This is a genomic window from Microbacterium sp. NPDC087591 (assembly GCF_044743625.1).
In the GTDB taxonomy this organism is placed as follows: domain Bacteria; phylum Actinomycetota; class Actinomycetes; order Actinomycetales; family Microbacteriaceae; genus Microbacterium.
In genome coordinates this window covers 82,549-107,681 of the sequence record NZ_JBIUWU010000002.1, presented here as the reverse complement: position 1 = coordinate 107,681, position 25,133 = coordinate 82,549, and the positions used below count along the sequence as shown (strand labels likewise).

The following is a 25,133-nucleotide window of genomic DNA, read 5'->3' as shown; positions in this document are numbered from 1 at the left end:
TCAGGCCTCTTCTCCGATGGTGACCAGCAGATCGCCGGGGCTGGACAGCGTGCCGCGGATGGCGGTCGCCGCAGCGACCAGCGGGGACACGAGGTGCGTCCGGCCCCCCTTGCCCTGGCGTCCCTCGAAGTTGCGGTTGGAGGTGGAGGCGCAGCGCTCTCCCGGAGCGAGCTGGTCGGGGTTCATCCCCAGGCACATCGAGCAGCCGGCGAACCGCCACTCCGCCCCGAAGTCCGTGATGATCTTGTCGAGGCCCTCGGCCTCGGCCTCCAACCGCACGCGGGCAGATCCGGGGACGACCATGACGCGCACGCCGTCCGCCTTCTTCTTCCCCTCGATGATCGACGCGAACGCGCGGAGGTCCTCGATCCTGCTGTTCGTGCAGGACCCCATGAACACCGCGTCGACGGGGACCTCCTTGAGCGGGGTCCCGGGGACGAGATCCATGTACTCCAGCGCCCGCTCGGCGGCCGCACGTTCGTTGGGGTCGCTGATCTCGGCGGGATCAGGGACGGAAGCCGACAGCGAGCTGCCCTGACCGGGGTTGGTGCCCCAGGTCACGAACGGTTCGAGCTCGTCGGCATCGATGAAGACCTCGGCGTCGAACGTGGCGCCCTCGTCGGTGGGAAGGGTGCGCCAATAGGCGACCGCGTCGTCCCAGTCCTGCCCCTTGGGCGCGTGCTGACGGCCCTCGAGGTACGCGAATGTGGTCTCGTCCGGGGCGACCATCCCGGCGCGCGCACCGGCCTCGATCGACATGTTGCAGATCGTCATGCGGCCCTCCATGGAGAGCGCGCGGATGGCACTGCCGCGGAACTCGAGCACATAGCCCTGTCCCCCGCCGGTTCCGATCTTCGCGATCACCGCGAGGATGATGTCCTTCGCCGTCACGCCGGGGCGCAGCGTGCCGTCGACAGTGATCGCCATGGTCTTGAACGGCTTCAGAGGAAGAGTCTGCGTGGCCATCACGTGCTCGACCTCGCTGGTGCCGATGCCGAAGGCCATGGCCCCGAACGCGCCGTGCGTAGAGGTGTGGGAGTCGCCGCACACGACGGTGATGCCCGGCATCGTGAGGCCGAGCTGCGGGCCCACCACGTGCACGATGCCCTGCTCGGCGTCACCCAGCGAGTGCAGACGCACACCGAACTCCGCAGCGTTGCGCCGCAGCGTCTCGATCTGCGTGCGGCTGGTCAGATCGGCGATCGGCTTGTCGATCTCCCACGTCGGGGTGTTGTGGTCCTCGGTGGCGATCGTCAGATCCAGGCGACGCAGCGGACGCCCTTCGCTGCGCAGGCCGTCGAACGCCTGCGGGCTGGTGACCTCGTGGACCAGGTGGAGGTCGATGTAGATGAGGTCCGGCTCGCCGTTCTCGCCCTTGACGACGAGATGGTCATCCCAGACCTTCTCGGCGAGTGTGCGGGGGCGTACGTGATCGGCACCTGATGCGGGGGTGTTCATTGCGTGTCTCCTGAAGCTGGCGGTTCGGCCCACGATGGACTCCGCGACGAGGAGGGGCTCAGAACGAGGTCTCGTCGCGGCCGCTAAGAAGGAGCACGATCCGCATGACGTCAGATTACCACCGCTTCAGCACGGTGTGATCCGCCGTGACACTCTACTGAGACCTGCCCGATCGAGAGGTACCCGCATGACCGCCGACTCCACCCACTTCACCACCCGTGCGGTGCACGCCGGCCGCACCCGGGAGACGGCCACGTCGCGGGCCACTCCGATCTTCCTGACGGCGGGCTTCGAGTTCGACGATTTCGACCATGCCGCCGACCATTTCGGCACCGGCGCGGGTTTCGGCTACACCCGGACGGGCAACCCGACCGTGCGCACGGTGGAGCGCCAGCTCGCCGCCCTCGAGTCGGGAGCGGATGCTGTGCTCGTCGCCAGCGGTCAGGCAGCCGTCGTCACGGCGTTCCTGACCGTCGCGGGTGCGGGCGACCACATCGTGAGCTCGACCCACATCTATGAGGGGACACGGGGTCTCCTGGTCGACAACCTGGCGCGACTGGGCATCGAGGCCACGTTCATCGACGACATCCACGACCCGGAGACATGGCGTGCGGCCATCCGTCCGAACACGCGCGCGCTGTTCGCGGAGTCGATCGCGAACGCCCGCAACGACATCCTCGACATCGCGGCGGTCAGCGCCGTGGCCGACGAGGCCGCGATCCCGTTGATCGTCGACAACACGCTCGCGACGCCGTACCTGGTGCGCCCCCTGGAGCACGGCGCAGCGATCGTCGTGCACTCCGCCTCGAAGTTCCTGGCCGGTCACGGCTCGGTGCTCGGCGGCGTGATCATCGACGACGGCCGCTTCGATGCCGCCCGGCACGGGCACAACGCGCCGCACCTCGTCCTTCCCGGTCGCGGCGACGTACCCAGCGTCGCGGCGCGCCACGGCGGCAATGCGCGCATCGCCTACGCACGGGAGTCCGTCGCGCCCCGCTTCGGCGCATCTCCCTCACCTCTGAATGCCTTCCTGATCGGCCAGGGCGTCGAGACGCTCGGCCTCCGCGTCGAGCGCCAGTCGCGCAACGCCCTCGAGATCGCTCGATGGCTGGAGGCGCAGGAGGAGGTCGAGAGCGTCGACTACGCCGGGCTGCCCTCGCACCCCGACCATGCCGAGGCCGTCCGCTACCTCCACGGCGGGTTCGGGTCGATCTTCACCTTCACGCTGCGCGGAGGGCTGCCTGCCGCGCGTCGCTTCATCGAGAGCGTCGAGGTGTTCGTGCACATGACCCACATCGGCGACGTCCGATCCCTCGTGCTGCACCCCGGCACCACCAGCCATGCGCAGCGCAGCCCCGAAGAGCGCGAGATCCTCGGGGTGCGCCCCGGCACGCTGCGCCTCTCGATCGGGATCGAGGACGTGAGCGATCTGATCGGCGACCTCTCCCAGGTCCTCGCCGCGACGGAAGCGGCGATCGCATGACTCGCCCGCAGCATTTCGGCTGGTTCCTCGCCCGCGGCTTCGGCCCGCAGGGCTGGGGCTACCCCTCGCTCGACTGGGACTATGACTGGACGCGTCCGGAGATCTACCAGGAAGCGGCACGCACTCTCGAGCAGGCCGGCTTCGACCTCGTCATCATCGAGGACAGTCCCTCACTCGGTTCGCCCGAGACGATCGACATCCGCGTGCGTCATGCATTCGGCGGACCGAAGCACGATCCGCTCCTGCTCGCTCCGTACCTGTTCCAGGCGACGACGCACCTCGGCGTCGTCCCGACCGTGAACCCCGCGGCTTCCCTGCCGTTCACCTCCGCCCGCCAGTTCGCCACACTGCAGCACCTGAGCGGGCACCGGCTCGGACTGAACGTCGTGACGGACACCGGCAGCGCTCGGCACTTCTCGGATGCGCCGCAGCTGGACCACGACGCGGCCTACGATCGTGCGGAAGAGTGGCTCGACGGCATCCGCGCGCTCTGGCACAGCTGGGACGACGGCGCGTTGATCGCCGACCGTGGCACACAGATCTATGCGGACGGCGCGAAGCTCCGCACGGTCCGGCACCGCGGCGAGCATTTCGCCTTCGACGGTCCCCTCAACGCGCTCCCCTTCACCGACGGGGAGCCCGCCATCGTCTCTCCCGGCGGCTCCGGGCGCGGTCTCGGCTTCGCGGGAGCGAACTCCGACGTGCAGCTCGCTCTGGCGCCCCTGCATGAAGCATCCGTGCGTGCCTACCGCGCCAAGGTCCACGACGCGGCGATCGCGAGAGGACGGCGACCGGAGGACATCAAGATCCTGTTCGCGATCCAGCCCGTCATCACCTCGTCGGTCGAGGAGGCGGATCGGATCGTCGCCGCGTCCACGCACCCCGATGATGCCGCCCTCGTGCAGATCGCCCGCAAGCAGTCCAGCGATCTGGAGACCGATCTGACCGCCCTGGATCTCGACAAGCCTCTGGACCTGTCGATCTTCGGTGGACACGTGTCCCGCGGAAGCATCCAACGCCTGATCGGCGATCGGGGCGAGGGCGCACCGCTGCGTGCGCACCTCACCGCACTCGTGCGCGCCGGCCGCATCAACGATCGCTCCGGGTTCGTCGGCACCGCGGAGGAGTTCGCCGACCTCATCGAGGAGCTGGGCGAGTGGGGCAATGACGGGGTGCTCCTCTGGGGAGACTTCCACCCCGTGACGCTGCACCGCACGCTCGATGAACTCGTGCCGATCCTGCGCCGACGCGGCATCCTGCGTCGCGACTACGTCGACGGCGGCCTGCAGGCGAACCTGCGGGCGTTCTGACTCCGACTCGACCGAGCCGGATCACCAGCCCAGGGAGCCGGGCACGCCCTTGAACGGCCCGACGACGGACGACGTCACCCACCCGCCGTAGAAGCCGCCGGGCTGCGGCACGACGACCTCGCCGCCGACGGTGCACTCGTCCATGGGACCGGCATACACGGCGATCCGCTCCGTCAGCGACTCGAAACCTGACGACGGGTGCGGGTAGTTCCAGGCCGCGCCCTCGCGCACGGTCTCGCCGCCGCGCACGTCGAAGTAGCGCGCGGCACCCTTGAACTCGCAGAACGAGGAGCCGGGGGCATCCACGAGCGCACCGGGGACGAAGTCGGCGAGCGGGAGGTAGTACACCGGAGGGTGACTGGTCTCCAGCACCCGCACGGCGTCACGGGTGTCGGCGATCAGCGCGCCGCCGAGGCGGATGGTCACCCGCTCCGCCACCGGCTCCACGCGTGGCGGTCGGGGATAGTCCCACACGGATTCCTGACCGGGAGCGGGAATGATCGGAACAGGCCTGCGCATCTGTTCACTGTACGTCGCTCGGTGTTGACTGGGGTCATGGTCGCGATACCGATGTTCCCGCTGGGGTCGGTGCTCTTCCCGCACACCCCGCTGCCGCTGCGCGTGTTCGAGCCGCGCTACCTCACCATGATCGGGCGCCTGCTCGACGAGGACGACGCGCAGTTCGGCGTGGTGCTCATCGAGCGTGGACACGAGGTGGGCGGTGGCGACCGGCGCAGCCGCATCGGCACGATGGCACGGCTGATCAGCGTCGCGGCGGGCGCGGACGTGCTCCACACCGTGTCGGTCGGCACCGAACGCTTCGTGGTGGACGCGTGGCTCGACGACGACCCGTATCCGCGGGCGGAGGTCACCCGGCTCGCCCCACTCGACTGGCATGACGGGCTCACCCCGCTGCGCGCCGAGGCCGAGCGGATCGTGCGGCGCACCCTCGCGAGCGCGCCCGATGCGCGGTGGGATCCCGCGACCGAGCTCTCCGATTCCCCCGGCGCCGCCGCCTGGCAGCTCGCGGCGATCGCTCCGCTCGGCGAGTACGACAGGTACTCCCTGCTGCAGGCGACCACCACAGGAGGGCTGCTGGGCCAGGTGATCGATCTCACGCTCGAGGCGGAGCTGCTGTGGTCAGCCGAGTGAGGTGACGCTGGCGCATCGCGAGGAACAGCGGAAGGGCGAACGCGAACGCGGTCACACCCGAGATCACGACGTAGAACCAACCCCGCCGCATCCCGAGGCGCCGGGCCTCGACGATGATGAACACGCTCCCCGCGATCGCCACGACCAGCAGATCGACCGTGATCGACGACACCGCCGGGCCGCTGCGGATCAGATCACCGATGAAGTCCGTCATCTGGGTGATCGCCATGACGTTGAACACCCAGGTCCCGACCAGCCCGGCCAGCGCGAGCACGAGATAGAAGAGGGCCAGGGGCGTCCAGTGACGGGTCATGGCGCCATGATCTCACTCGACGATCGCTGCCGTGTCCTTCGCGGCGCGCTTCTCACGCGATGAGGCGATCAGGCTGGCGACGGTCGCACCGACCATAGCCACCAGGATCACCGTCAGCGACATCCAGATGGGGATGTCCGGCGCCCACTCGATGTGCTCGCCGCCGTTGATGAACGGCAGCTCGTTCTCGTGCATGGCGTGCAGGATGAGCTTGACGCCGATGAATCCGAGGATGATCGCGATGCCGTAGTGCAGGTAGCGCAGCCGGTCGAGCAGGTCGCCCAGCAGGAAGTACAGCTGGCGGAGCCCCATCAACGCGAAGATGTTCGCGGTGAACACCAGGAAGCTGTCGTGCGTGATGCTGAAGATCGCAGGGATCGAGTCGATCGCGAACATCAGGTCGGTCACACCGATCGCGACGAAGACGATGATCATCGGCGTCCACATGCGCTTGCCGTCGACGACCGTGCGCAGCTTGTTGCCGTCGTACTCCTCGCTGATGTCGATGCGACGGCGCAGCAGCCGCACGATGAAGTTCTCGCGCTGCACCTCGCCGTCATGGTCGCCGTCCGGCATCGCCTGGCGGATCGCGGTGTAGATCAGGAAGGCGCCGAAGATGTAGAAGATCGGCGAGAAGTTCTCGATGATCGCGACCCCGAGCAGGATGAACAGCCCGCGCAGCACCAGAGCGATGATGATGCCGACCATGAGCACCATCTGCTGCAGCCGTCGAGGCACGGCGAACTGCGCCATGATCAGCACGAAGACGAACAGGTTGTCGATGGACAGGCTGTACTCCAGCGCCCAGCCGGTGAGGAACTCTCCGGCGAACTGTCCGCCGGCGAACAGGTACAGCAGTCCGGCGAACACCAGCGCGAGGCCGACGTAGAACGCGACCCACAGCGTGGATTCCTTGGTCGACGGGATGTGCGGCCGAAGGCGCACGAGCATCAGGTCGCCGATGAGGATGAGTACGAGGACGACGAGCGAGCCGACTTCGAACCAGACAGGAATGTTCACGCGCGCACTGCGCCTTTCGAGAGGGGTCGTTGATCACCGAGAGTCTCTCCCCCGCACAGAGTGCGTCGCGCGCCCGGAGCAGCGGTAGTGGTGCTCGTGATGACGTTACGCGCGGATACGGGATACTCCCCCTCGCGATGCCCATGTTAGCGGAGCCTGCGGGGGTGCGGGACCGTTCGCGGTGACGTGACTTCATCGATCGATTCTGAGACGATGGCGCTTCTGTCGACACTTTCCCGGTGAGAGACACCGAACGGAATCAGGATGCCCGTGCAGACGAGTGATCAGAAGTGGGCGGCACAGGCCGCGGCGGGTGACGAGAGCGCCTTCCGCGAGTTGTACCGGGCCCACGTTCGACCGGTCTATTGGATCGCCAACGGCATCCTCGCATCGTCCACCGATGCCGAGGACGTGACCCAGGAGACCTTCGTGGTCGCCTGGCGCAAGCTGCCCGGCCTCGAGCTGCAGGGAGAGTCGATCCTGCCGTGGCTGGCGACGATCTGCCCCTTCCAGGCGGCGAATCGGCTGCGCCAGCGGCGACGGGATCAGGCCCACACGGCGGATGTCCTGGACGAGAACGTCCCGGACACCGTCAGCGTGGAGGAGCAGGTCATCACGGCCGCTCTCGCCGCGCGGATCGCTGCGGAGGTCGGCACCCTGAACGAGCTCGACCGTGAGATCTTTCGTCTGTGCGCATCGGAGGGCTACGCCTACCAGGCTGCTGCCGATGAGCTGGGTGTGAGCCATGCGGTGGTCCGGAACCGTCTCTCGCGAGTGCGCACCCAACTGCGCGGCGCCGTCAAGGAAGTGAGAGACGCATGAACGACCAGACCCCCCTCGAAGAGCTGCCGGAGCTGTCGGACGAGGCGATCGCGCGCATGGAGAACTCGGTCTTCGCGCAGATCGCCGAGGAACGTACCCCTGCCGCACGCGCCGCCACCCGGTCACGCGTGCGTCGCCGGCGTTGGCTGACCGGGGCGGGGATCGCCGCAGCCTTCGCCGTCGGAGTGATCGTGACTCCGCCGATCCTCGGCGCCGTGGGGTCCGGAAGCGTGATGAGCACGGCGGAGAGCTCCGACATGTCGGGAGGATCCGTCGCCGATTCGGGTGCGGGTTCCATCGATAGGAGCACGGATGTGGCATCCGAGGCGTCCGGCGACGTCACCGCGCCGTCTGGTCTGATGGGCGCCGAGTCCGGGGACGCCGATAGGGAGATCATCACCACGGCGAACGTGACTCTCCAGGTGAAGGACATCCCGGATGCCGCCGCCGCTGTGACCGCACTCGCTGAGAAGCATGGCGGCTACGTCGAGAGCACGCAGGTCGGAAAGGACATGGCGCTCGATGACACCTCCGCCCCTGCGCCTTCCGACCAGGGATACGGCTGGATCAGTGTGCGCGTGCCGTCGGCAGACCTCACCGATGTGATCGGCGAACTCGGCGATTCCGGCGACGTGCTGTCGTCGTCGATCTCGAAGCAGGATGTGACCGCGACCGCGATCGATCTGCGGGCTCGCGTCGATGCGACCAAGGCGTCCGTGCAGCGCCTCACCGAGCTCATGGCGCAGTCGGGCAGCGTCTCCGAGCTCATCGAGGCCGAGGTCGCGCTGACCGATCGACAGGCTCAGCTCGAATCGTGGGAGCAGCAGCTCGCCGCTGTCGAGGACCAGGTGGCCATGTCGACTCTTCAGGTCGAGCTGACCCGCGCTGCCGCGCCGACGACCGCGGACCCCGCGGGCTTCACGGACGGTGTGCTCGCCGGGTGGAACGGACTGGTCGTCTCCCTCAACGCCCTCGTCATCGCGGTCGGATTCATCCTCCCGTGGCTCGGCATCGCGGCTGTCGTCGCGCTGATCGTCTGGCTCATCCGTCGCGCGCGTCGGGCACGGCGCACTGAACCGATCAGCACGGAGACGACGACGGACTGAGGACGGTGCCGAACGCCGCCCCGATCGTCGATCGGGGGCGGCGTTCTCGTCTGCGCCCACACGGATGCCCGGGGGCGACGGAACATCCCGGGAGTTCCCGTTTCGCTCCGCGACACGAGCCGGATACGACGAAAGCCCCCGGGAGAACCGGGGGCTTTCGTGTGTTGTGTGACCCCAGCGGGATTCGAACCCGCGTTACCGCCGTGAGAGGGCAGCGTACTAGGCCGCTATACGATGGGGCCGTCTGGCGGAGCGTTTCCGTCCCGCGACAACCGTTCAAGTATGCCACGACGATTCTTGCAGCGCCAAATCGAGCCGAGAGTACCGGACTCCCGGGCGTGGCGAGCCCATATCGGGTTTGCCCGGAGACCCCAGAAGGAGTTGACTCTTCCCATGCGCGTGACCAAGTTCGAACATGCCACCCTCCGCATCGATCAGGGCGACGAGACGCTGGTGATCGATCCCGGCTCCTTCACGACCCCGCTCGACGACCTCAACGGCCTGGTCGGCATCGTGCTCACGCACGAACACCCCGACCACTGGACTCCGGAGCACCTCGACCGCCTCCTGCGCGCTGCCCCAGGCACACCCGTCTTCGCGCCCTCCGGCGTGGCCGCGGCTGCCGACGGCTACGACATCACGGTCGTCTCACCGGGCGAGACCGTGACGGTCGGCGAGTTCACCCTGCGCTTCTTCGGCGGCACGCACGCGGTCATCCACTCCTCGATCCCGACGGTCGACAACGTGGGCGTGCTCGTAAACGAGAAGCTGTACTACCCGGGCGACTCGTACGCCGTGCCCGAGGGCATCGACGTCGACACGCTCGCCGCACCTGTCGGCGCTCCCTGGCTGAAGATCGGCGACGCGATGGACTACGTGCTGGCGGTGAAGCCCCGGCGCGCATTCGGCACCCACGACATGACGCTCTCGGTCGCCGGCAAGACGATGCACCGCGGGCGCCTGCAGTGGGCGACGGAGCAGGGTGGCGGCGAGTTCTTCGCGCTCGAACCCGGTGAGTCGCTCGACCTCTGAGCATGGCCGACTCCCCCGCCGCCGAACACGCGCTCGCTGACTGGGAACTACGCGATCTGCTCCGTGCTGCGGCGCCTCGCATCGCCGCGCTGCCCCTGACACGTCTGGCCGATGGCTGGGACAACACGATCTGGCGCCTCGGCGAGGACTTCGCCGTGCGGGTGCCGCGACGCGCCGCAGCCGCACCGCTGATCGAGAACGAGCAGCGTGCGCTTCCCGAGATCGCCCCTCGACTCGCGTCCGTCGGCGTCCGTGTCCCCGCACCCCTCGTCTGCGGAGTGCCGACGGATCGCTTCCCCTGGCCGTGGTCTGTGATCCCCTGGATCGAGGGCGGTAGCGCGCTCACCACGCCGCGACGGCAGAACGCGTCGTGGGCGCCCGCCCTCGCAGCAGCGTTGTCGGCGCTGCACTCCCCTGCTCCCGCCGATGCGCCGCACAACCCGGTCCGCGGCGTGCCGTTGCAGAATCGGGACGAGGCGATGCGTTCACGCCTGCCCGCCTCTGCCGAGGCGGCTCCGCTTCGCGACGCATGGGAACTCGGGTTGCTCGCCCCGCCGAGCACGGAACGGGTATGGATCCACGGCGACCTGCACCCGGGCAACATCATCGTCGAAGGCACGCGGCTGGTGGCGCTGATCGACTTCGGTGATGTGACCGCCGGTGACCCTGCCTACGACCTGGCCGCGAGTTGGATGCTGTTCGACGCACCAGGGCGCTCCGCTTTCCGGGCCGCGACAACGGACGGTTACGACGAGCCGACCTGGACTCGCGCGCGCGGCTGGGCGGCCTACATCTCGCTCATGCTGCTCACGCAGAGCGACGACCGCCCGGACTATCGCGCGGTGGGGCTCAGCACGGCCGAGGAGCTGCGCGCGGCGGACTAACGCTGAGCACCCCGCACCCGCAGCTCGCGCGCGAGATGATCGCGCTGCTCGATCACGATGCGACGAAGCGCCGCCGGCGCCGTCTCGTTCTCGGCGAGCCAGGTGTCGACGAGCGCGAGCGAGTCCGTCGCGGGGAACAGTCCGATGACCAGGCGACGGGCGAGCTCGATGCTGCGCGAGCTCCACACCGCTCCGATGCGCGCGAAGTAAGCCGCGTCGAACGCCGAGATCAGATCGCGTCGGCCGCCGGCGCGGAAGCCAGCGATCTCCGCGTCCAGGTGGTCGTTGCTGAGCGTCAGATCGTCCCAGGCGACGTCCCAGGCCGCACGTCGCACATCGGCATCCGGTCGTGACGCCAACGCTCGACGCGCCGCCGTGCGTCCGCTGCCGGTGGCGTCGCGCGCAGCCTCCGCCTCGATGTCCTCGACCGTCGCATGCCCGGTGGTGGCGAGGGCCGTGAGCAGCTGCCACCGCAGATCGGGGTCGACCGTGAGTCCCTCCGGTGCCGCACCGTCGAGGATCTCGCGCAGATCGGCACTGTGGAGATCGTCATAGGCCGAGGCGCCGGCGAGGGCACGCGCCCAGCTCAGCTGCGCGTCGCTGCCGGCATCCGCCGACTGCAGAGCCGCCCAGGCGGTCTCGGTCCACGCCCGCTGCTCCTGGGCGCGCCGCTCGTCCCGGACGAAGTGACGCACGGCGTAGGCGGCGTTGGCGATGACGCCGGTGAGCAGGCCGATGTTCGACTCCGACGGCGCGTGCGCGCGGGCGACAGCGAGATATCGGGAGGCATCGAGTTCGCCGTCGCGTGTCGAGTTCCACAGCGACGACCACAGCAGCGCCCGCGCCAGCGGGTCCTCGACCGCCGACAGTGATGCCTCGACGGTGCGCAGGGACCGCTCGTCGAGCCGCGCCTTCGCATACGTCAGGTCGTCATCGTTCAGGATGACGAGCTCCGCCGGGTCAAGGTCGACGAGCGTACGCGGTGCGGCGATGTCCAGCGACACCTGCTGCTGACGCACGATGCGGTTACCCTCACGTCCGTAGAGCCCGATGCGCAGGCGATGCGGACGCGGATCCGTCTGCACGAGTTCGACCGTGCCGTCTGCAGCCTCCTCGAGCGCGAGCGTGGACATCCCGGTGGTCTCGAGCCACGCCTGCGACCAATCGCTCATGTCGCGCCCGGAGACGGCGCTCAGCTGCGCGAGCAGATCATCGAGCGTCGTGTTGCCGAACGCATGGGCGGCGAAGTACCGCCGTGCGCCCTCGAAGAATGCGTCCTCGCCCACGAATGCGACGAGCTGCTTGAGCACCGCCGCGCCTTTGGCGTACGTGATGCCGTCGAAGTTGAGCTTCGCCGCCTCGAGGTCGGGGATGTCGGCGACGATCGGATGCGTGGTGGGGAGCTGATCCTGCTGGTAGGCCCAGGCCTTGCGGTTGGCGGCGAACTTCACCCAGGCGTCGGTGAACCGGGTGGCCGCGGCGGAGGCGTGCGCTCCCATGTAGTCGGCGAACGACTCCTTGAGCCAGAGATCATCCCACCAGCGCATCGTGACGAGGTCGCCGAACCACATGTGCGCCATCTCGTGGAGGATCGTGTTCGCCCGCGCGGCGCGCTGCGCGTCGGTCGCGGCTCCCCGGGACAGATACGCCTCGGTGAACGTCACCAGGCCCGGGTTCTCCATCGCGCCGAGGTTGTACTCGGGCAGGAAGATCTGGTCGTACTTGCCCCAGGGGTACGGATACGCGAATGCCTCGGTGAAGAAGTCGAGCCCCTGGCGGGTGACATCCAGGATCTCCTCGGACTCCAGATACGGCGCGAGCGAGCGCCGGGCGAACACGCCGAGCGCGATCCGCTGATCCTCACGCGACCACTCTCCCTCGACGCGCGCATAGGGTCCGGCGGCGACGGCGGTGATATAGCTCGAGATCGGCAGGGTCGGGGCGAACTCGACGCGCTGCCGCTCGTCCGTACTCTCCCGGCCCACAACGGCCTGATTCGACAGCACTTCCCACCCCGCCGGAGCGTGCACCACGAACGTGTACGGCGCCTTGATGTCCGGCTGCTCGAAGCAGGCCATCACCCGGCGCGAATCCGCCGGCTCGTACTGCGTGTAGAGGTAGGTCTCGCCGTCTGCCGGGTCGACGAAGCGGTGGAGCCCCTCGCCGGAGCGGCTGTACGCGCCGACCGCCTCGACCACGACCACGTTGCGCGACGCCAGCCCCTGCAGCGCGATCCGGGCGCCGTCATGACGAGGCGTCTGCTCCACCCCGTTGACCGTGACGCGATTCACGGACTCGCCGATGAAGTCGAGCCACGTCTCGCGCGACGACGAGGCGAAGTCGATCGTCGTCACGGTCGGAAAACCGGTGGTTCCCGGATCGGCGGCAGCCGTGAGGTCGAGCTCGACGCGGATGCTGTTCACGACGACGGCAGCGGATCGCGCCGCCGTCTCCTCGCGGGTCAGATTGGCGGTGTCCATGCATCCATCCTGTCATCCGACGCCCCTGGCACCGGCCGCTCCACTGTTGCGGAATGCAACAGTGGAGCGTAGTGTTGCTTAAGACAACAGGAGGCGCGATGGGAACCGCAGAACGACGAGATCAGCACAGCGCGACCGTGCTCCGCTCCCTCGTCGCGATCTCACGCCGTGGCCTGGCCGACGCACGGTTCGGCGACACCCCCCTGTCCGTCACCGACCAATCCATCGTGATGGCCATCGCAGAACAACCCGGCATCCGCTCCATCGACATAGCGCGCATGTTCCGGCTGAACCGCTCCACCGTGTCCCGCCAACTCGCCGCGCTCACCTCGCTCGGGATCGTCCGCGAGGTGCCCAGCGACTCCGGGCGCGGTCGCCCGCTCGAACTCACGCCCGCCGGAACGGCCGCGTACCGCGGCACGCTCGACACGCTGCAGCAGATCATCGACGCGCACCTCGCTGCGTGGACCGACGACGAGGTCGCCCGGTTCGCCCATGACCTCGAGCGCTTCGACCACAGCGCCGAACAGCCCTGACCGGGCGCCTCGGTGCACTCGCAGAACCCGACCCACAAGGTCACCACAGAAGGAAGAGAAATGAAGAACATCACCGTCCTCGGCACCGGCGTCCTCGGATCACAGATCGCGTTCCAGACCGCCTTCCACGGATTCGACGTCGTCGCGTACGACATCGACCAGCCGGCCCTCGATCGCGCATCCGAGCGCTTCCAGGGCCTCGCCGCACGGTACGAGGCAGACGGGGTCGCGGGAGCCACCGACGGAGGCGCAGCAGCCGCGATCCCGCGCATCCGTCTGAGCGCCGACCTCGCCGATGCCGTCTCCGCCGCAGATCTCGTGATCGAGGCCGTTCCGGAGAACCTGGAGCTGAAGCAGGGCATCTACCGCACGATCGCCGCCGCCGCTCCCGCGACCACCGTCTTCGCCACGAACTCGTCGACCCTGCTCCCGAGCGCCCTGGCCGAATCGACCGGCCGCCCTGACCGCTTCCTCGCACTGCACTTCGCGAATGAGATCTGGTCCCACAACACCGCCGAGGTCATGGGCACCCCCGCCACCGACCCCGCCGTCTACGCGCAGGTCGTCGCGTTCGCGCGCGAGATCGGCATGGTCCCGATCGAGATCAAGAAGGAGAAGGCGGGCTACCTGCTCAACTCGCTGCTGGTGCCCTTCCTGCAGGCCGCCGGTGAGCTCCTGGTCGACGGCATCGCCGAGCCCGAGGCCATCGACGCCACCTGGCGCATCGGCACCGGCGCCCCCGCCGGCCCGTTCGAGATCTACGACATCGTCGGGCTCACCACCGCCTACAACATCTCCCGGATGGGCGACGCGAAGCAGCAGGCCTTCGCCGACCTCATCAAGGAGCGCTACATCGATCAGGGGAAGCTCGGCGTCGCTACCGGCGAGGGGTTCTACACCTACCCCCGCGCCAACTGACCGACACCTCGATTCAGCGGTCGCCCTCACTCCGAGGTGTCGGCCGCTGAGTCGTGTCCGCCGGCCATTCGATGTCCCAGTCGCCGATACAGCTCATGCGACGCCGATGCCAGCTCGACAGCACGCGTGCGGTGACCGGCCGCGCAAGCGGCACGCGCCAGGATGCCGTCACTGCGAGCCACCTCCGCACGGTCACCGGTGGCCTCTGCGATGCCTCGCGCCTCCCGCGCATGGCGCTCGGCTTCGGCGAGAACCGCCGCACGATCCGCCCCCGCCAGGGAGTCGCGACTCAGCAGTATCTCTGCCAGCGAGTTGGCCGCTTCAGTGGCGATCAACGGGGACCCGGCCCGCTCCGCATCGGCGAGCACACCCTCGGCTGCCCGCCTCGCCTGCGACGATCTGCCTTCGCGTGCATCGATGCGGGCGCCGAGCAGAACCAGGTCGGCCTCCGTTCCGTACTCGCCGGAGCCGCGCGAGGAGTCCAGAGCATCACCGATCCACTCCCGCGCACCGGTGTCGTCACCGCGCGCCTCCGAGATCAGCGCCATCGTGCGCCTCACGTACGGCAGTGAGCGTCCCTGCGAAGCCTCGAGAAGGGCGTGCAGTTCACTCCGCGCTTCGTCGAGGCGTCCGACGGCCAGCAGACACAGGGCTCTGTTTCCCCGCACGATCACGACGTTGAGCTCGTCCCCGGCTGCCAGCGCGATCTCGAGCGCGGCGGCGTAGTGGCGCTCCGCCTCCTCGTACCGCGCCACGATGCGGAGCGTATCCGCGTGGTTCCCCATCGCGCGCCCTTCGACCACGCGATCGTCGAAGGTGCGCGCCACGTCGATCGCCTTCTGGTAAGACACCAGCGCGTCGTCGAGATGGCTCATCCAGCGTTGCACGTTGCCGATCTGATTCCACGTCCGGGCGAGCGCCGCCCCCTGGGCCACTCGTCGCACGCGATGAAGGGTCACCAGAGCCTGATCGAATCGTCCGAGCTTCTCGGCGCACTGGGCGATCCCCAGCGCGATGTCGGGGACGAGGGTGAGAGCGGCGCCGCGTGCGGCGAGGTCGTGCAGACGAAGGGACTCATCCCACATCGACCAGCGCGCCAGCCCCGGATGCGCCGCGATCGCCAACTGCTCGACAGCACCGTCCAGACCGTGCTCCCGAGCCGCGCTCGCCACGGCGAGAACGGTGCCCGCCTCCCGCGCGGCGTAATCCCCGTCATCGGCGATCGACTCGCGCAGCGCGTCCGACATCCGCTCGACGAAAGCGCGGCGCGTCGAGGCAGGGCGCAGCGACCGTGAGCGATCTGCGGCGAAGGCGAACACCGTCGCGTGCATCTGCACACGCCCGTCGCGTCGCTCGATCAGGTGACGAGCTCTGAGCCGTTCCAACTGCTTCTCCGCGCTCTTCCCCAGAGCGCCCACCAGAAGGCGCTCATCCACTTCGCGGTCGAGGAGGGCGATGTCGGCCAGAAGCCCCGCATCGCGCGTGGGCAGAGAGCGGGTCGCCGCTTCGAGCACCGGCCTGATGCGCGCATCGCGCGGCTCCTGCTCGAAGCGGGAAGCCAGGTCGTCGAAAGTCCACCCGCGGTGTTCTCCCACGATGCCCGCAAGCATCGCCAGGTCGAGGGGAAGCCCCCCACCGACTGCCACGATCCGGTCGAGAGCGTCGCCCTCCAGTGGAGCATCTGGCCTGCCGGCACCGGCCGCATCCCGGTCGGCGAGCATATGGTGGAGCAGTCTTCTGGACGCCCCATCGTCGAGCGGCCCGAGCGCACGGTGGACAGCGGTGAAACCCTGCTCCCGCAGCCGTACCGCGATCGGTTCGAGGTCGACGCGGGAGGTGAGCACGTAGCGGACTCCAGGCACGATGAGCTCCGCGACAGGGTACCCGGAGCCCAGATCCTCGATCACGACCACTCGGCCCGCCGCCTCGGCGCGCACACGCTCCCGCAGCCGGGCAAGCTCATATGGCAGGGAGCGGTTGCCCCAGCCTCCCAGCATGCGGCGCAGGACGTCGATCGGATCCGGTGCCGGCCGATCCGGATCCGATCCGCGCAGGTCGACAGTGAGGACAGCTCCCGCCGGTGCCAATGCCGAGGCGAGCGTACTCTTCCCGATTCCCGGCAGCCCGGACAGCAGGGTGACCTCCGCCGGGGGAAGCGAGGCGATCAGCTCCTCACGCCCGATCTCCGCTCCCGGCGCCCGACGAGGCGCGAACGTCGTCTCGATGTGTGCTCCGCGCCGGTCTCCGTTCAGCACGCCCGCGCACTCCTGCCATCGCGCAGCCTCGGCCGAGTCTCCGCCGAGCACGCGCACGATCTCACCGATGAGCCGAGCATCCACCCGGCGGCGCCCCGGACGGAAGCAGTCGTAGACGGTCACCTTCGCGGGCTCTGCTCCCCCGCGCAGCGCACCGATGCGTCGGGCGATCTCGGCATAGGAGGGAGATCCGGCGGCGGAACGCCTGCTGCCGAGATCCCTGCAGAGCTCGTCGAGGCTTCGGGGGGCCGCCATGTCTCCGAGCCTAAGACAGACCGAGGCCCACGGATGCGACATCCACGTTCGGGGTCGTTCGGGGTCGTTCGGGAAGTCGCCAGCAGGGAGACGCCCTTCCTAGGCTCGCTCAGCGGGAGGCGAGTCGCGCCGCCCGCTGAACAGGAGAGACTCGATGACCACACGTACAGAGATCGCGGCGAAACTCGACGACTTCGCCTATCAGAAGGCGAACTTCGGTGGATTCCTCATGAACAAGAGGGCGAAGAGTTCACACGCCCTGTGGACGGGCAATCGCGACAAGGGGGTCACCGAACTCAGCATCCTCGCCACGCGCGACTACGGAGACAACAACATCTACGACGTGGCGGCCTTCACGCTCGATGGGACGGTTCCCCGCGAGGTGCTCGCCGAGCTCATGTCTCAGGCCGAAGCCCTCGCCGACCGCATCAACCTGCGGGAGCACGGCTACGTGTACTCCTGGCTCGAGCCGTGGGACGGCGGGGGCACCATCTGGATCTCGAAGAAGCCGGAGTTCCGTGCGCTCAGCCGGCCGGAGCAGGGCATCTACGTCATCCCGATCCAGCGCCTGTCCGGCGACGAACCGCACTGGCTCGCCTGGGTTCGCGAGCGCGGGCAGCTCGACATCGCCATCGTCTACAAGCCCTGATCGGTGGCCGTGACCCGCCGTGAAGAGGCGCTGCCCGACCGTCTGGCGCCGCGCCCCGGCATCCTGGTCGCGGCGATATCGCTCGCCTATCTCGCCGTCTGCGCACCGGTCGCCCTGTACCTGCTGCCCGTCGGCTTCGAGCTCCGCGGCGGGTCTCTGCTCGCACTGCAGCTCCTGGTCGTGCTCGCAGGCGGAGCGGCCGTCGCGTACGCGTCGACCTCCATCCTGCGCGCGGCGCGCCGGCGATCGCAGCTGCTCGCGATCGCCGGTGCGATGGGATGGACGTTCCGGCCCGACGTCAGCGATTGGATCTGGGGTGGCTCGATCGATGAGCAGGTCGAGCGGTCCGCCCGATCCTCTCGGGATCACCTCGATGCCCGCGCCAGCCCCATTCCGTTCGATTCCGCCGAGCGCATCCTCACCATCGGGGATCGCGAGGGCTCGACCATCCATACGATCAGAGCGGTGCGCATCCCGCTGCCCAGCGAGGCTCCCCGCATCACGCTGCGCTCACGACGTGGTCGGGGCGCGCTCAGCCTGCTGCCGCGACGACCCCGCGGCCGCACCGAGTTGCGATTGGAAGGTGACTTCAGCGATGTCTTCGAAGTCTCGGTCCCGCCCGGCTATGAAACGGACGCTCTCTACGTCCTCACCCCCGATCTGATGGCCGTGCTGCTGGATACGAGCCCGGATGTCGATCTGGAGATCGTCGACAGCACCTTGCACGTCTACTTCCCGGCGGTCGATCTCACCGATCTCGCCGAGCTCGACCGCTTCCTCACGGTGATCGGCGTGCTCCACGAGCGGTTCGGCCGTCGCACGTTCCTGTACCGCGATGAGGGGGCGGTCCCGCTGGATCCGATCTCTCCGCGCCGCAGCGGCGACACTCTCTCGGCTGCCGCACGCACCCTGGAGACCCGCATCCGACTCTGGCCGATCATCGTGGCCGTGCTGACACCGCTCATCCCGATGCTCATCGCTCTGATCTGGCTGCAGCTCGCCGCGTGAGTCAGCGCCCGCGACGCGGCTTCTCCGCGAGCAGCCGCCGCACTGCAGTCTCGGGGGCGACCGTCAGATCGAGCGTCGTCCCCCGGGCGTACAGGCGGAAGACGCGCGGATCGATGTAGCTGCCGCGGGCGACAGCGGTCGTGTTGCCCAGCGCGGTCGCCGTCGCCTGCACCGCGAGCCGCTCGGCCTTCCTGCGCTCGGCCGTGGTGTCGAGCACTCCGATCCGCGCCAGGGCATCGGCGGCGAGGATCGTGCCATGCAGGGTGCGGAAGTCCTTCGCCGAGAACACCCCTCCGGTCACGCGGCGCAGGTAGTCGTTCACCTCGGCGGGCGTGATGCGCACCCTCCGCCGACCCTTGCGGTACGCCAGCAGGAAGGCGCGATCGGGGCCGGCCGACAACTCCGTGAGCACCTCGGCGAGCGGTGCATCGGAGATCTCGATCGAGGCGGTCTGCCCGCTCTTGGCAGGGAACGACAGAGCGACGGTCGATGCCGTGATCTGCACGTCGCGGCGACGGAGCGTGGTCAGCCCGCGGCTGCCGTGCTTCACCAGATAACGCTCGGAGCCGACCCGAAGGGCCGCATCGTCCAACAGCCGGAACGCGGTGGCGAGCACTCGCTCACGGGACAGCGTCTCGTCGCCGAGCGCCCTGGTGACGCGCGCTCTCGCGCGCGGCAGTCGCTCCGCCAGATCGAGTGCTCGTCGGAACTTGCTCCGATCGCGACGCACGCGCCAGAGCGGATGATAGAGATACTGACGACGCCCCGCTTCATCCGTGCCGACGGCCTGGATGTGCGCCAGCGGATCGGCGGCGATCCAGACGTCCTCCCACGCGGGTGGGATGACGAGATCGTGGATGCGCTCGCGATCAGGTTCCGGCGCCGCGTGGCCGTCCTGGTCGACGTAGCGGAAGCCCGAGCCGGAGCGACGTCGACGGTAGCCGAGATCCTCGCCGGGCACGACCCTCACGAGCGCGGTCATCGTGTGCCCCTGACCTGCTCCGGGAACGGGGACGAAGGCATGAGGACGATCATCGGCCCAGGATGATGCGCATCGCTCCGGCCGAGAAGGGGCTGGCCTGTGGCAGGAGGATGGTGCTAAGAGGGGATCTCGACAGTGGGATCGCGGAACATGGCCCGCATGTGGTCGCTCGTGAGGAAGTCGGCGATACCGATCATGATGAGGCTGAACACGATCTGCTCCGTGACCATCCAGAAGGGATACAGTCCGGGGATGGCCGCCATCACGAGCGTGATGATGGGGAAGATCTGCGCGAACAGTCGCAGACGGAGGTAGGCCCATCGCCACCCTCGTGCGGCGCGCCAGGCGAAGTAGAACAGGGTCGCCGTCATCGCCAGCACCACGACCGTACGCATCCACACCGCGAGCGGAACCGGCTCGCCCTCCACGGCCAGCACGAGCGCGACGATGACGGCGCCGACGCCGATGAGCAGTTCGACGACGAGCAACCAGATGATCCAGGTGAACGCCCGGCGGGTGCGCGGGTGGGTGCGATTCGCCTCGCTGATCTCGACGCCGGCCTGTCTCCCTCCGGCAATGCGGTCAAGACGGAGGAGAAGCGGTTCGAGGGCCATGCTGGGAGCCTATTCCCGCCGTGGCGCTGCGACCTCACCCATTCGATGGAGATCTGACGACCGGGACCCGGTCGAGCAAGTGATGCGCCAGACGCTCAGGCGAGGAGGACACTCGAATCGTCGATGCGGCCGGATTGAGCGGAACCTCGCGGTTCTGAGAGGATCACGAGCATGAGCCTGTCTTTCGAAGAGTTCCGCGAGCGCCTGTCGACCCCCGGCGGCGCGGCGTCGCTGGGCCTCACGCTGAGCGATGACGAAGGACGGCGGGTGCGCACCGACGACTCCGCGTCCCGTGCGTGGTACGACTACTGGGTCAGCACGACCGTCCCGTCGGGTCCCGACGCGACGACCCCAGGCGCGGCTACAGCGCCGGCTGCTTCCGAGGCCACGGCCAACGGTCATGGCGCCGGTGGACACGATCTCTCCGCACTGCGAGCCTCCCCTGCTGCCTTCCCCGGTGCCGCGCCCTTCGATCCCCACGCGCCCACGCCCGCCGCCACGCCTGCTCGCAAGAGCAGAACCGGCCTGTGGGTGTTGCTGTCGATCCTCGGAGCACTCGTGCTCATCGCCGTCGTCGTGCTTGTGGTCGCCCTCACCACCGCGCGCCACTGGACCAAGGTGGACGTGCCGGAACAGCCGGAGACGTTTCACACCGAGGAGTACGAGACCGGGCGGTTCGACGTCTCCATGGACGATGTCAACCTCTGCTTCGTCGACCAGGCCTGGTCCGACTGCATCGACGCGATGGCGGCCGAGTACGATGCGGTGTGCGCCGATGTCGAGTTGGCCGACGCGGCGACCCGCGTCTGCGACGAGTACCTCGCAGCGATCGACGACATGCGCTCGCAGGGCACCGACGGCGTGGTCGCGAGCCTGGGCACCTTCGGGAACCTGGAGCGTACGGCGGAGACGGCCACGAGGGAGGTCTCGAACGAGGACTACCGACCCGCCGAGACCCACGAAGCGGTCTGCTACCTCGGGTTCCTCGGCGAGTGCCGCTAGTGCTCGCTCACGCCCCGGTCATTCCTCAGGCCCGCACCATTCCTCAGGCCCGGTCGGGTTCCGGCTCGCGGCCCGTCGCGACGGACGTCGGCACCTCGCCGGGGCGATAGCGCGGCAGCCTGCTCGCCGGCACGATCGCCAGCGCGCTGACTGCGGCGAGGATCAGGAGTCCGGTCTTGAGCGCACTCAAGCGCGCCTCCTCATTCACGGACACCGCGGCGTCGACCTGCGCGGGCGACGCGTCGGTCTGCTCGAGCACCTCCTTCAGCCGGTCGTTGCTGACGAAGTTCGTGCGGTCGAGATCGACCTGTGCCACCAGTTCCGGCGGAAGCTCGGGGTGATCGACGAGAGAGCCCACCACGTTGACGCTGAGGATGCCCACCAGCAGCGCGCCCGCGACCGCGGTGCCGACCGCGGAGGCGAGGTTCTGAGTCGTTCCGCGGACCGAGCCGACGTCGCCGGCGAGCGTCTTCGGCGATGCCGTGACGAGAACGTTGAACACCAGGGTGACCAGAGCGCCCTGCCCCACACCGAAGACGAAGAGTCCGAGGATCGTCGGGAAGGTCTCCCAGTTGTTGTTCACGACGACGGCGAGCCACACCAAGGCGACCGTGGTCAGGCTGAACGAGAACATCCCGATCGTGCGGGGCGAGAAGCGACGGTAGAACCGCACGACGAGCATCGCGGTGAAGAACACCGTCAGGTTGAACGGCAGCATCGCCAGCGAGGTGTCGAAGGGCGTGCGGCCCTGCACGATCTGGATGTAGAGCGGGATGCTGAAGTTCAGCGCCGCCTCCAGCCCGACCACGATGAACATCGCGTACACCGCTGCACGCTCGCGGGAGGAGCCGAACACCGACAGACTCACGAGAGGGACCTTGCCCGCCTTCGCGCGTCGGCGTGTCCAGAAGAAGAAGAGCTGTACCAGTATCAGGCCGATCACCACGAGCACCGGCGCCGGTGACAGTCCGAGCACATCGAACGGGGCGTCCGCTCCCGCCTGAAGCAGGCCCCATCGGTTCAGATTGTTGACGCCGAGTGTGAGCGACACGATTCCGGCGCCGATGAGCAGCGCCGCGACGACGTCGATCTTGATCTCGGAGTTCCCCGGCTCACCGCGCAGCCGAAAGCTGAGGATGAAGACGGCGACTGCGAGCACCAGCACCACGATGAACACCTGCCGCCACCCCACCAGGGTCGCGAGGGTGCCACCGATCAGGAAGGCGCTGACGCCGGCGAGAGCACGCGCCGAGCCGAGTGAGCCGATCGCGGTGGCCTGTTGCGCGCCGCGGTAGTTCTCGGCGATGAGGGCGACCAGGGAGGGGACGATGATCGCCGCAGACGCACCGGCGAGGGCCTGCGCGAGGATCACGAACTCGACGGACGGGGCGGCGATCATCAGGATCGCGGACACGGCGAAGAGGGCGACGACGACCCGGAAGACGATCACCCACCCGACGCGCTGGCCTATCTTCGCACCGACCATCACCAGCGCGGCCACGACCAGGCCGTAGGTGACGATCGCGGTGCTGATGTCGGTCGGCGGCACACCGAACGTCTCGACCATCCCGCCCAGCGAGACCGGCAGCGCCGACACGTTGTACGACATCAGGATCTGCGCGAGGAAGAGTCCGATCATCGGCACCCAGGATGCGCGATCCTGTTCCGTGCGGAGAGCGGACTCCGGGGCGGCGGACGATGCAGAGCTCATGCGTCTGCTCCTCTCGTGAAGTGCGAATCGGAGGCGAAGATGTTCAGTCCCAGGGAGCGCGCGAGGAACGCCGTGGCGATCTGTCCGCGCACGCTGTTGCCGGCGCCGTCGAGCGGCGGAGCGTAGGTGCCGATGCCGACCTTGCCGGGTGCGACCGTGACGAGGCCGCCCGCCACGCCGGACTTTCCGGGAAGGCCGATCTCGAACAGCCACTCCCCTGAGCGCTCGTAGAGACCGCTGGCGGAGAGCACAGCGAGTGTGTCGCGGCAGACGTCTGCGGACACGACCCGCTCCCCCGTGAGAGGATTCACACCACCGTCCGCGAGCGTCGCTCCCATCACGGCGAGGTCCCTGGCATCGACGAGCAAGGAGCATTGACGGGTGTACACGTCGACCACGGCGTCAGGGTCGGCGGTAATGCGTCCGTAGCTCTGCAGCAGGGTGCCGATCGCGCGGTTGCGATGATTCGTCTCGGACTCGGAGCGGTACACCTCCTCGTCGATCTGCAGCTCTCGTCCCGCGAAGCGCGAGAGCCCGGTGAGGATCGCCTCCCACTTGTCGTCGGCGCCACCGGGCAGGAGCGCCGTCGTGGCGATCGCACCGGCATTGACCATCGGGTTCATCGGGTGACCGTCGTTGAGCTCGATCGCGACGACCGAGTTGAAGGCGAGACCGGTGTTGTTGACCCCGACGACGTCGAAGGCCCTCTCATGTCCGACCTGCTCGCTGAGAAGCGCGTAGACGAAGGCCTTGGAGATCGACTGGATCGAGAAGGGGATGCGGGTATCGCCGATCTCGTGCAGCCCACCGCGGACATCGGTGACGCACACTCCGAAGGCGGCAGGATCCGCTTCTGCGAGAACCGGGATGTAGTCGGCGACCGTCCCCTCCTCGTGGCGCTGCGCGCGGGCGTACGCCGCCGCGAGCACCTCGTCGAGCCGCGCATCCGGCGGCACGGCTCCGGTCGCCACCGCTTGATCGATGTCCGCGACATCCAGTTCTTCTCCCCGCATGATGCTCAGCGTAGAGCCTGACGGCCACTCACCGATGAACCGTGTCCTCCGGCGCCGTCTCGCGCCGACTCCTCACGCGGCGACGGACCGGTACTCGCGGGGACTCATCCCCAGATGCGTGCGGAACGCACGGTTCAGATGCGAGAGATCCGCGAACCCCCATCGCGCTGCGAGCTCGGTCATCGTCATCCCGGTCGAGGCGGTGAGCTCTGCGGCGCAGTGCTCGACTCGCAGACGCATAACCGTCTGGCTGAAGGACATCGCCGCCCCCTCGTAGAGCTGATGGAGCTTGCGCGGCGAGATGGCGAAGCGGGCTGCGGTCGCCGTCGGGCTCACGTCTCCGAAGCGCAGCTGCTGCGCGACGTATCGCTCGATGCTGGTGCGCAGCGCCGCCCCGCGACTCTCACTCGCCACGAAGGCTTCGACAGGGGTGCGCTCGGCGAAGGCGTCGAGGATCGTCTCGAAGACTCCGCCGAGCACGGCGCGCTGAGCCTCGTCGACGGTGGTCGATGCGGACCAGGCTGAACGCATGGAGTCGGCAAGGACGGCGCTCATCCCGGTCAGCGCGGAGAAGGTGGTGGCCCGGAGATCCTGCTGCACACGATGATCCAGGCGGGCGCTCGGCACCCGGAAAGACACCGACGCCCACGGGTCGAGATAGTCGAGCACGAATTCCTCGGCAGCGTTCACGATCGTGAAGGTCCCCGCCGGTGAGAAGGCCTCTGATCGCCCCTGACGCACGATGCATCGGCCGCGCAGCATGAGGTTCACGAAGACGACCTCCTCCTCCAGCCTCTCCACCTCCGCCCGACCGTGATGAATGGTCTGGGCGCACGTGGCGATCTCGGCGGCATTGAGGGCGCCGAGATGCTGACTGGTCACCGTGCCGGGCAGACCGGGCCGCCGCCAGGCATCTCGTTGGCCGCGCTCGACGGGACGCAACGGAGTGAAGGCATCGCACAGCGCGTGCCTCCAGTACGCGTACTGCTCGGCCGGGGGCCGGGTGGACGTGTCCCAGCACAAGGTCATCGCCCTCTCCTTATCGCACTCGCGCGGATCGCTTCGACGCCAGTAGATCGATGCGCGATCACGACACGGAGTCGTTCTCGTTTCGCGCAGGTAAGAGAGAT

General features: G+C 68.3%; 23 protein-coding genes and 1 tRNA gene. 12 read left to right on the top strand and 12 right to left on the bottom strand.

The genetic code is table 11. From position 1 onward, the window contains the following. Window positions 1-1,458, bottom strand: a complete 1,458-nt coding sequence (leuC, locus tag ACIOVG_RS11060) for a 3-isopropylmalate dehydratase large subunit (protein ID WP_400873048.1) — start codon at window positions 1,456-1,458, stop codon at window positions 1-3. A gap of 187 nt (window positions 1,459-1,645) precedes the next feature. On the opposite strand from leuC, the gene ACIOVG_RS11055 reads away from it, so the two are divergent. Both ACIOVG_RS11055 and ACIOVG_RS11050 read left to right on the top strand, forming a co-directional pair. Beyond that, the gene (locus tag ACIOVG_RS11055) at window positions 1,646-2,941 is read left to right on the top strand and encodes an O-acetylhomoserine aminocarboxypropyltransferase/cysteine synthase family protein (protein WP_400873045.1); all 1,296 of its coding nucleotides are present in this window, start codon (window positions 1,646-1,648) and stop codon (window positions 2,939-2,941) included. Further along, window positions 2,938-4,251, top strand: coding sequence for an LLM class flavin-dependent oxidoreductase (locus tag ACIOVG_RS11050; protein WP_400873042.1), 1,314 nt, complete (start codon window positions 2,938-2,940; stop codon window positions 4,249-4,251). The genes ACIOVG_RS11055 and ACIOVG_RS11050 overlap by 4 nt, the downstream gene beginning before the upstream one ends. Before the next feature lie 21 nt (window positions 4,252-4,272). Here the strand turns inward: ACIOVG_RS11050 and ACIOVG_RS11045 are convergent, their stop codons facing one another. Next, on the bottom strand, window positions 4,273-4,770 hold the full coding sequence (locus ACIOVG_RS11045; RefSeq protein WP_400873039.1) for a DUF427 domain-containing protein: 498 nt from the start codon (window positions 4,768-4,770) through the stop codon (window positions 4,273-4,275). A 36-nt stretch (window positions 4,771-4,806) separates the two neighbouring features. On the opposite strand from ACIOVG_RS11045, the gene ACIOVG_RS11040 reads away from it, so the two are divergent. Beyond that, window positions 4,807-5,403: an LON peptidase substrate-binding domain-containing protein gene (locus tag ACIOVG_RS11040; protein WP_400873036.1), complete on the top strand. Its 597-nt coding sequence runs from the start codon at window positions 4,807-4,809 to the stop codon at window positions 5,401-5,403. On the opposite strand, the gene ACIOVG_RS11035 is transcribed toward ACIOVG_RS11040, so the two are convergent. Both ACIOVG_RS11035 and ACIOVG_RS11030 read right to left on the bottom strand, forming a co-directional pair. Continuing rightward, entirely contained in the window at window positions 5,366-5,716 is a 351-nt protein-coding gene (locus ACIOVG_RS11035) for a DUF2834 domain-containing protein (RefSeq protein WP_400873033.1), read from the bottom strand. The genes ACIOVG_RS11040 and ACIOVG_RS11035 overlap by 38 nt on opposite strands. Before the next feature lie 12 nt (window positions 5,717-5,728). Continuing rightward, the gene (locus ACIOVG_RS11030; protein ID WP_400873030.1) at window positions 5,729-6,736 is read right to left on the bottom strand and encodes a TerC family protein; all 1,008 of its coding nucleotides are present in this window, start codon (window positions 6,734-6,736) and stop codon (window positions 5,729-5,731) included. 264 nt (window positions 6,737-7,000) lie between these two features. Between ACIOVG_RS11030 and ACIOVG_RS11025 the strand changes: the two genes are divergently transcribed. Together ACIOVG_RS11025 and ACIOVG_RS11020 are read left to right on the top strand one after the other, a co-directional pair. Next, window positions 7,001-7,558 carry an RNA polymerase sigma factor gene (locus ACIOVG_RS11025; protein ID WP_400873027.1) on the top strand — a complete coding sequence of 186 codons (558 nt, stop codon included), beginning with the start codon at window positions 7,001-7,003 and terminating at the stop codon, window positions 7,556-7,558. Next, window positions 7,555-8,664, top strand: coding sequence for a DUF4349 domain-containing protein (locus ACIOVG_RS11020; RefSeq protein ID WP_400873024.1), 1,110 nt, complete (start codon window positions 7,555-7,557; stop codon window positions 8,662-8,664). Before ACIOVG_RS11025 ends, ACIOVG_RS11020 begins: the two co-directional genes overlap by 4 nt. 169 nt (window positions 8,665-8,833) lie before the next feature. Here ACIOVG_RS11020 and ACIOVG_RS11015 read toward each other — a convergent pair. Continuing rightward, a tRNA-Glu gene (locus tag ACIOVG_RS11015) sits at window positions 8,834-8,906 on the bottom strand. A gap of 151 nt (window positions 8,907-9,057) precedes the next feature. Here ACIOVG_RS11015 and ACIOVG_RS11010 point away from each other — a divergent pair. Then, entirely contained in the window at window positions 9,058-9,696 is a 639-nt protein-coding gene (locus ACIOVG_RS11010) for an MBL fold metallo-hydrolase (RefSeq protein WP_400873021.1), read from the top strand. Between the two features lie 2 nt (window positions 9,697-9,698). Beyond that, the gene (locus ACIOVG_RS11005; RefSeq protein WP_400873018.1) at window positions 9,699-10,580 is read left to right on the top strand and encodes an aminoglycoside phosphotransferase family protein; all 882 of its coding nucleotides are present in this window, start codon (window positions 9,699-9,701) and stop codon (window positions 10,578-10,580) included. On the opposite strand, the gene pepN is transcribed toward ACIOVG_RS11005, so the two are convergent. Continuing rightward, entirely contained in the window at window positions 10,577-13,060 is a 2,484-nt protein-coding gene (pepN, locus tag ACIOVG_RS11000) for an aminopeptidase N (RefSeq protein WP_400873015.1), read from the bottom strand. The two genes, ACIOVG_RS11005 and pepN, sit on opposite strands and share 4 nt — an antisense overlap. A 98-nt stretch (window positions 13,061-13,158) precedes the next feature. Here pepN and ACIOVG_RS10995 point away from each other — a divergent pair, with 98 nt between their 5' ends. Next, window positions 13,159-13,596 carry a MarR family winged helix-turn-helix transcriptional regulator gene (locus tag ACIOVG_RS10995; RefSeq protein ID WP_400873012.1) on the top strand — a complete coding sequence of 146 codons (438 nt, stop codon included), beginning with the start codon at window positions 13,159-13,161 and terminating at the stop codon, window positions 13,594-13,596. Window positions 13,597-13,656: 60 nt separating this feature from the next. Continuing rightward, the gene (locus ACIOVG_RS10990) at window positions 13,657-14,514 is read left to right on the top strand and encodes a 3-hydroxyacyl-CoA dehydrogenase (RefSeq protein ID WP_400873009.1); all 858 of its coding nucleotides are present in this window, start codon (window positions 13,657-13,659) and stop codon (window positions 14,512-14,514) included. Window positions 14,515-14,540: 26 nt separating this feature from the next. Here ACIOVG_RS10990 and ACIOVG_RS10985 read toward each other — a convergent pair whose 3' ends face one another. Then, complete coding sequence (locus ACIOVG_RS10985; RefSeq protein WP_400873006.1) at window positions 14,541-17,024, bottom strand: tetratricopeptide repeat protein; 2,484 nt, start codon at window positions 17,022-17,024, stop codon at window positions 14,541-14,543. A gap of 154 nt (window positions 17,025-17,178) precedes the next feature. Between ACIOVG_RS10985 and ACIOVG_RS10980 the strand changes: the two genes are divergently transcribed. Together ACIOVG_RS10980 and ACIOVG_RS10975 are read left to right on the top strand one after the other, a co-directional pair. Next, window positions 17,179-17,673: a hypothetical protein gene (locus ACIOVG_RS10980; protein WP_400873003.1), complete on the top strand. Its 495-nt coding sequence runs from the start codon at window positions 17,179-17,181 to the stop codon at window positions 17,671-17,673. Between the two features lie 3 nt (window positions 17,674-17,676). Next, the gene (locus ACIOVG_RS10975) at window positions 17,677-18,681 is read left to right on the top strand and encodes a hypothetical protein (protein WP_400873000.1); all 1,005 of its coding nucleotides are present in this window, start codon (window positions 17,677-17,679) and stop codon (window positions 18,679-18,681) included. 1 nt (window position 18,682) lies between these two features. On the opposite strand, the gene ACIOVG_RS10970 is transcribed toward ACIOVG_RS10975, so the two are convergent. Continuing rightward, window positions 18,683-19,663: a DNA topoisomerase IB gene (locus tag ACIOVG_RS10970; protein WP_400872997.1), complete on the bottom strand. Its 981-nt coding sequence runs from the start codon at window positions 19,661-19,663 to the stop codon at window positions 18,683-18,685. Window positions 19,664-19,779: 116 nt separating this feature from the next. Then, a complete protein-coding gene (locus ACIOVG_RS10965; protein ID WP_400872994.1) occupies window positions 19,780-20,277 on the bottom strand; it encodes a hypothetical protein in 498 nt (165 codons plus the stop codon). Between the two features lie 171 nt (window positions 20,278-20,448). Here ACIOVG_RS10965 and ACIOVG_RS10960 point away from each other — a divergent pair, with 171 nt between their 5' ends. Continuing rightward, window positions 20,449-21,279, top strand: coding sequence for a hypothetical protein (locus ACIOVG_RS10960; protein WP_400872992.1), 831 nt, complete (start codon window positions 20,449-20,451; stop codon window positions 21,277-21,279). Window positions 21,280-21,322: 43 nt separating this feature from the next. Here ACIOVG_RS10960 and ACIOVG_RS10955 read toward each other — a convergent pair whose 3' ends face one another. The 3 genes from ACIOVG_RS10955 to ACIOVG_RS10945 form a co-directional block, all read right to left on the bottom strand. Further along, window positions 21,323-22,990, bottom strand: a complete 1,668-nt coding sequence (locus ACIOVG_RS10955) for an MFS transporter (protein WP_400872989.1) — start codon at window positions 22,988-22,990, stop codon at window positions 21,323-21,325. Continuing rightward, window positions 22,987-24,003 (bottom strand): glutaminase A, encoded by a 1,017-nt coding sequence (gene glsA / locus ACIOVG_RS10950; RefSeq protein WP_400872986.1) that lies wholly within the window; start codon window positions 24,001-24,003, stop codon window positions 22,987-22,989. Before glsA ends, ACIOVG_RS10955 begins: the two co-directional genes overlap by 4 nt. A gap of 72 nt (window positions 24,004-24,075) precedes the next feature. After that, the gene (locus ACIOVG_RS10945; protein ID WP_400872983.1) at window positions 24,076-25,032 is read right to left on the bottom strand and encodes an AraC family transcriptional regulator; all 957 of its coding nucleotides are present in this window, start codon (window positions 25,030-25,032) and stop codon (window positions 24,076-24,078) included. Window positions 25,033-25,133: the final 101 nt, after the last annotated feature.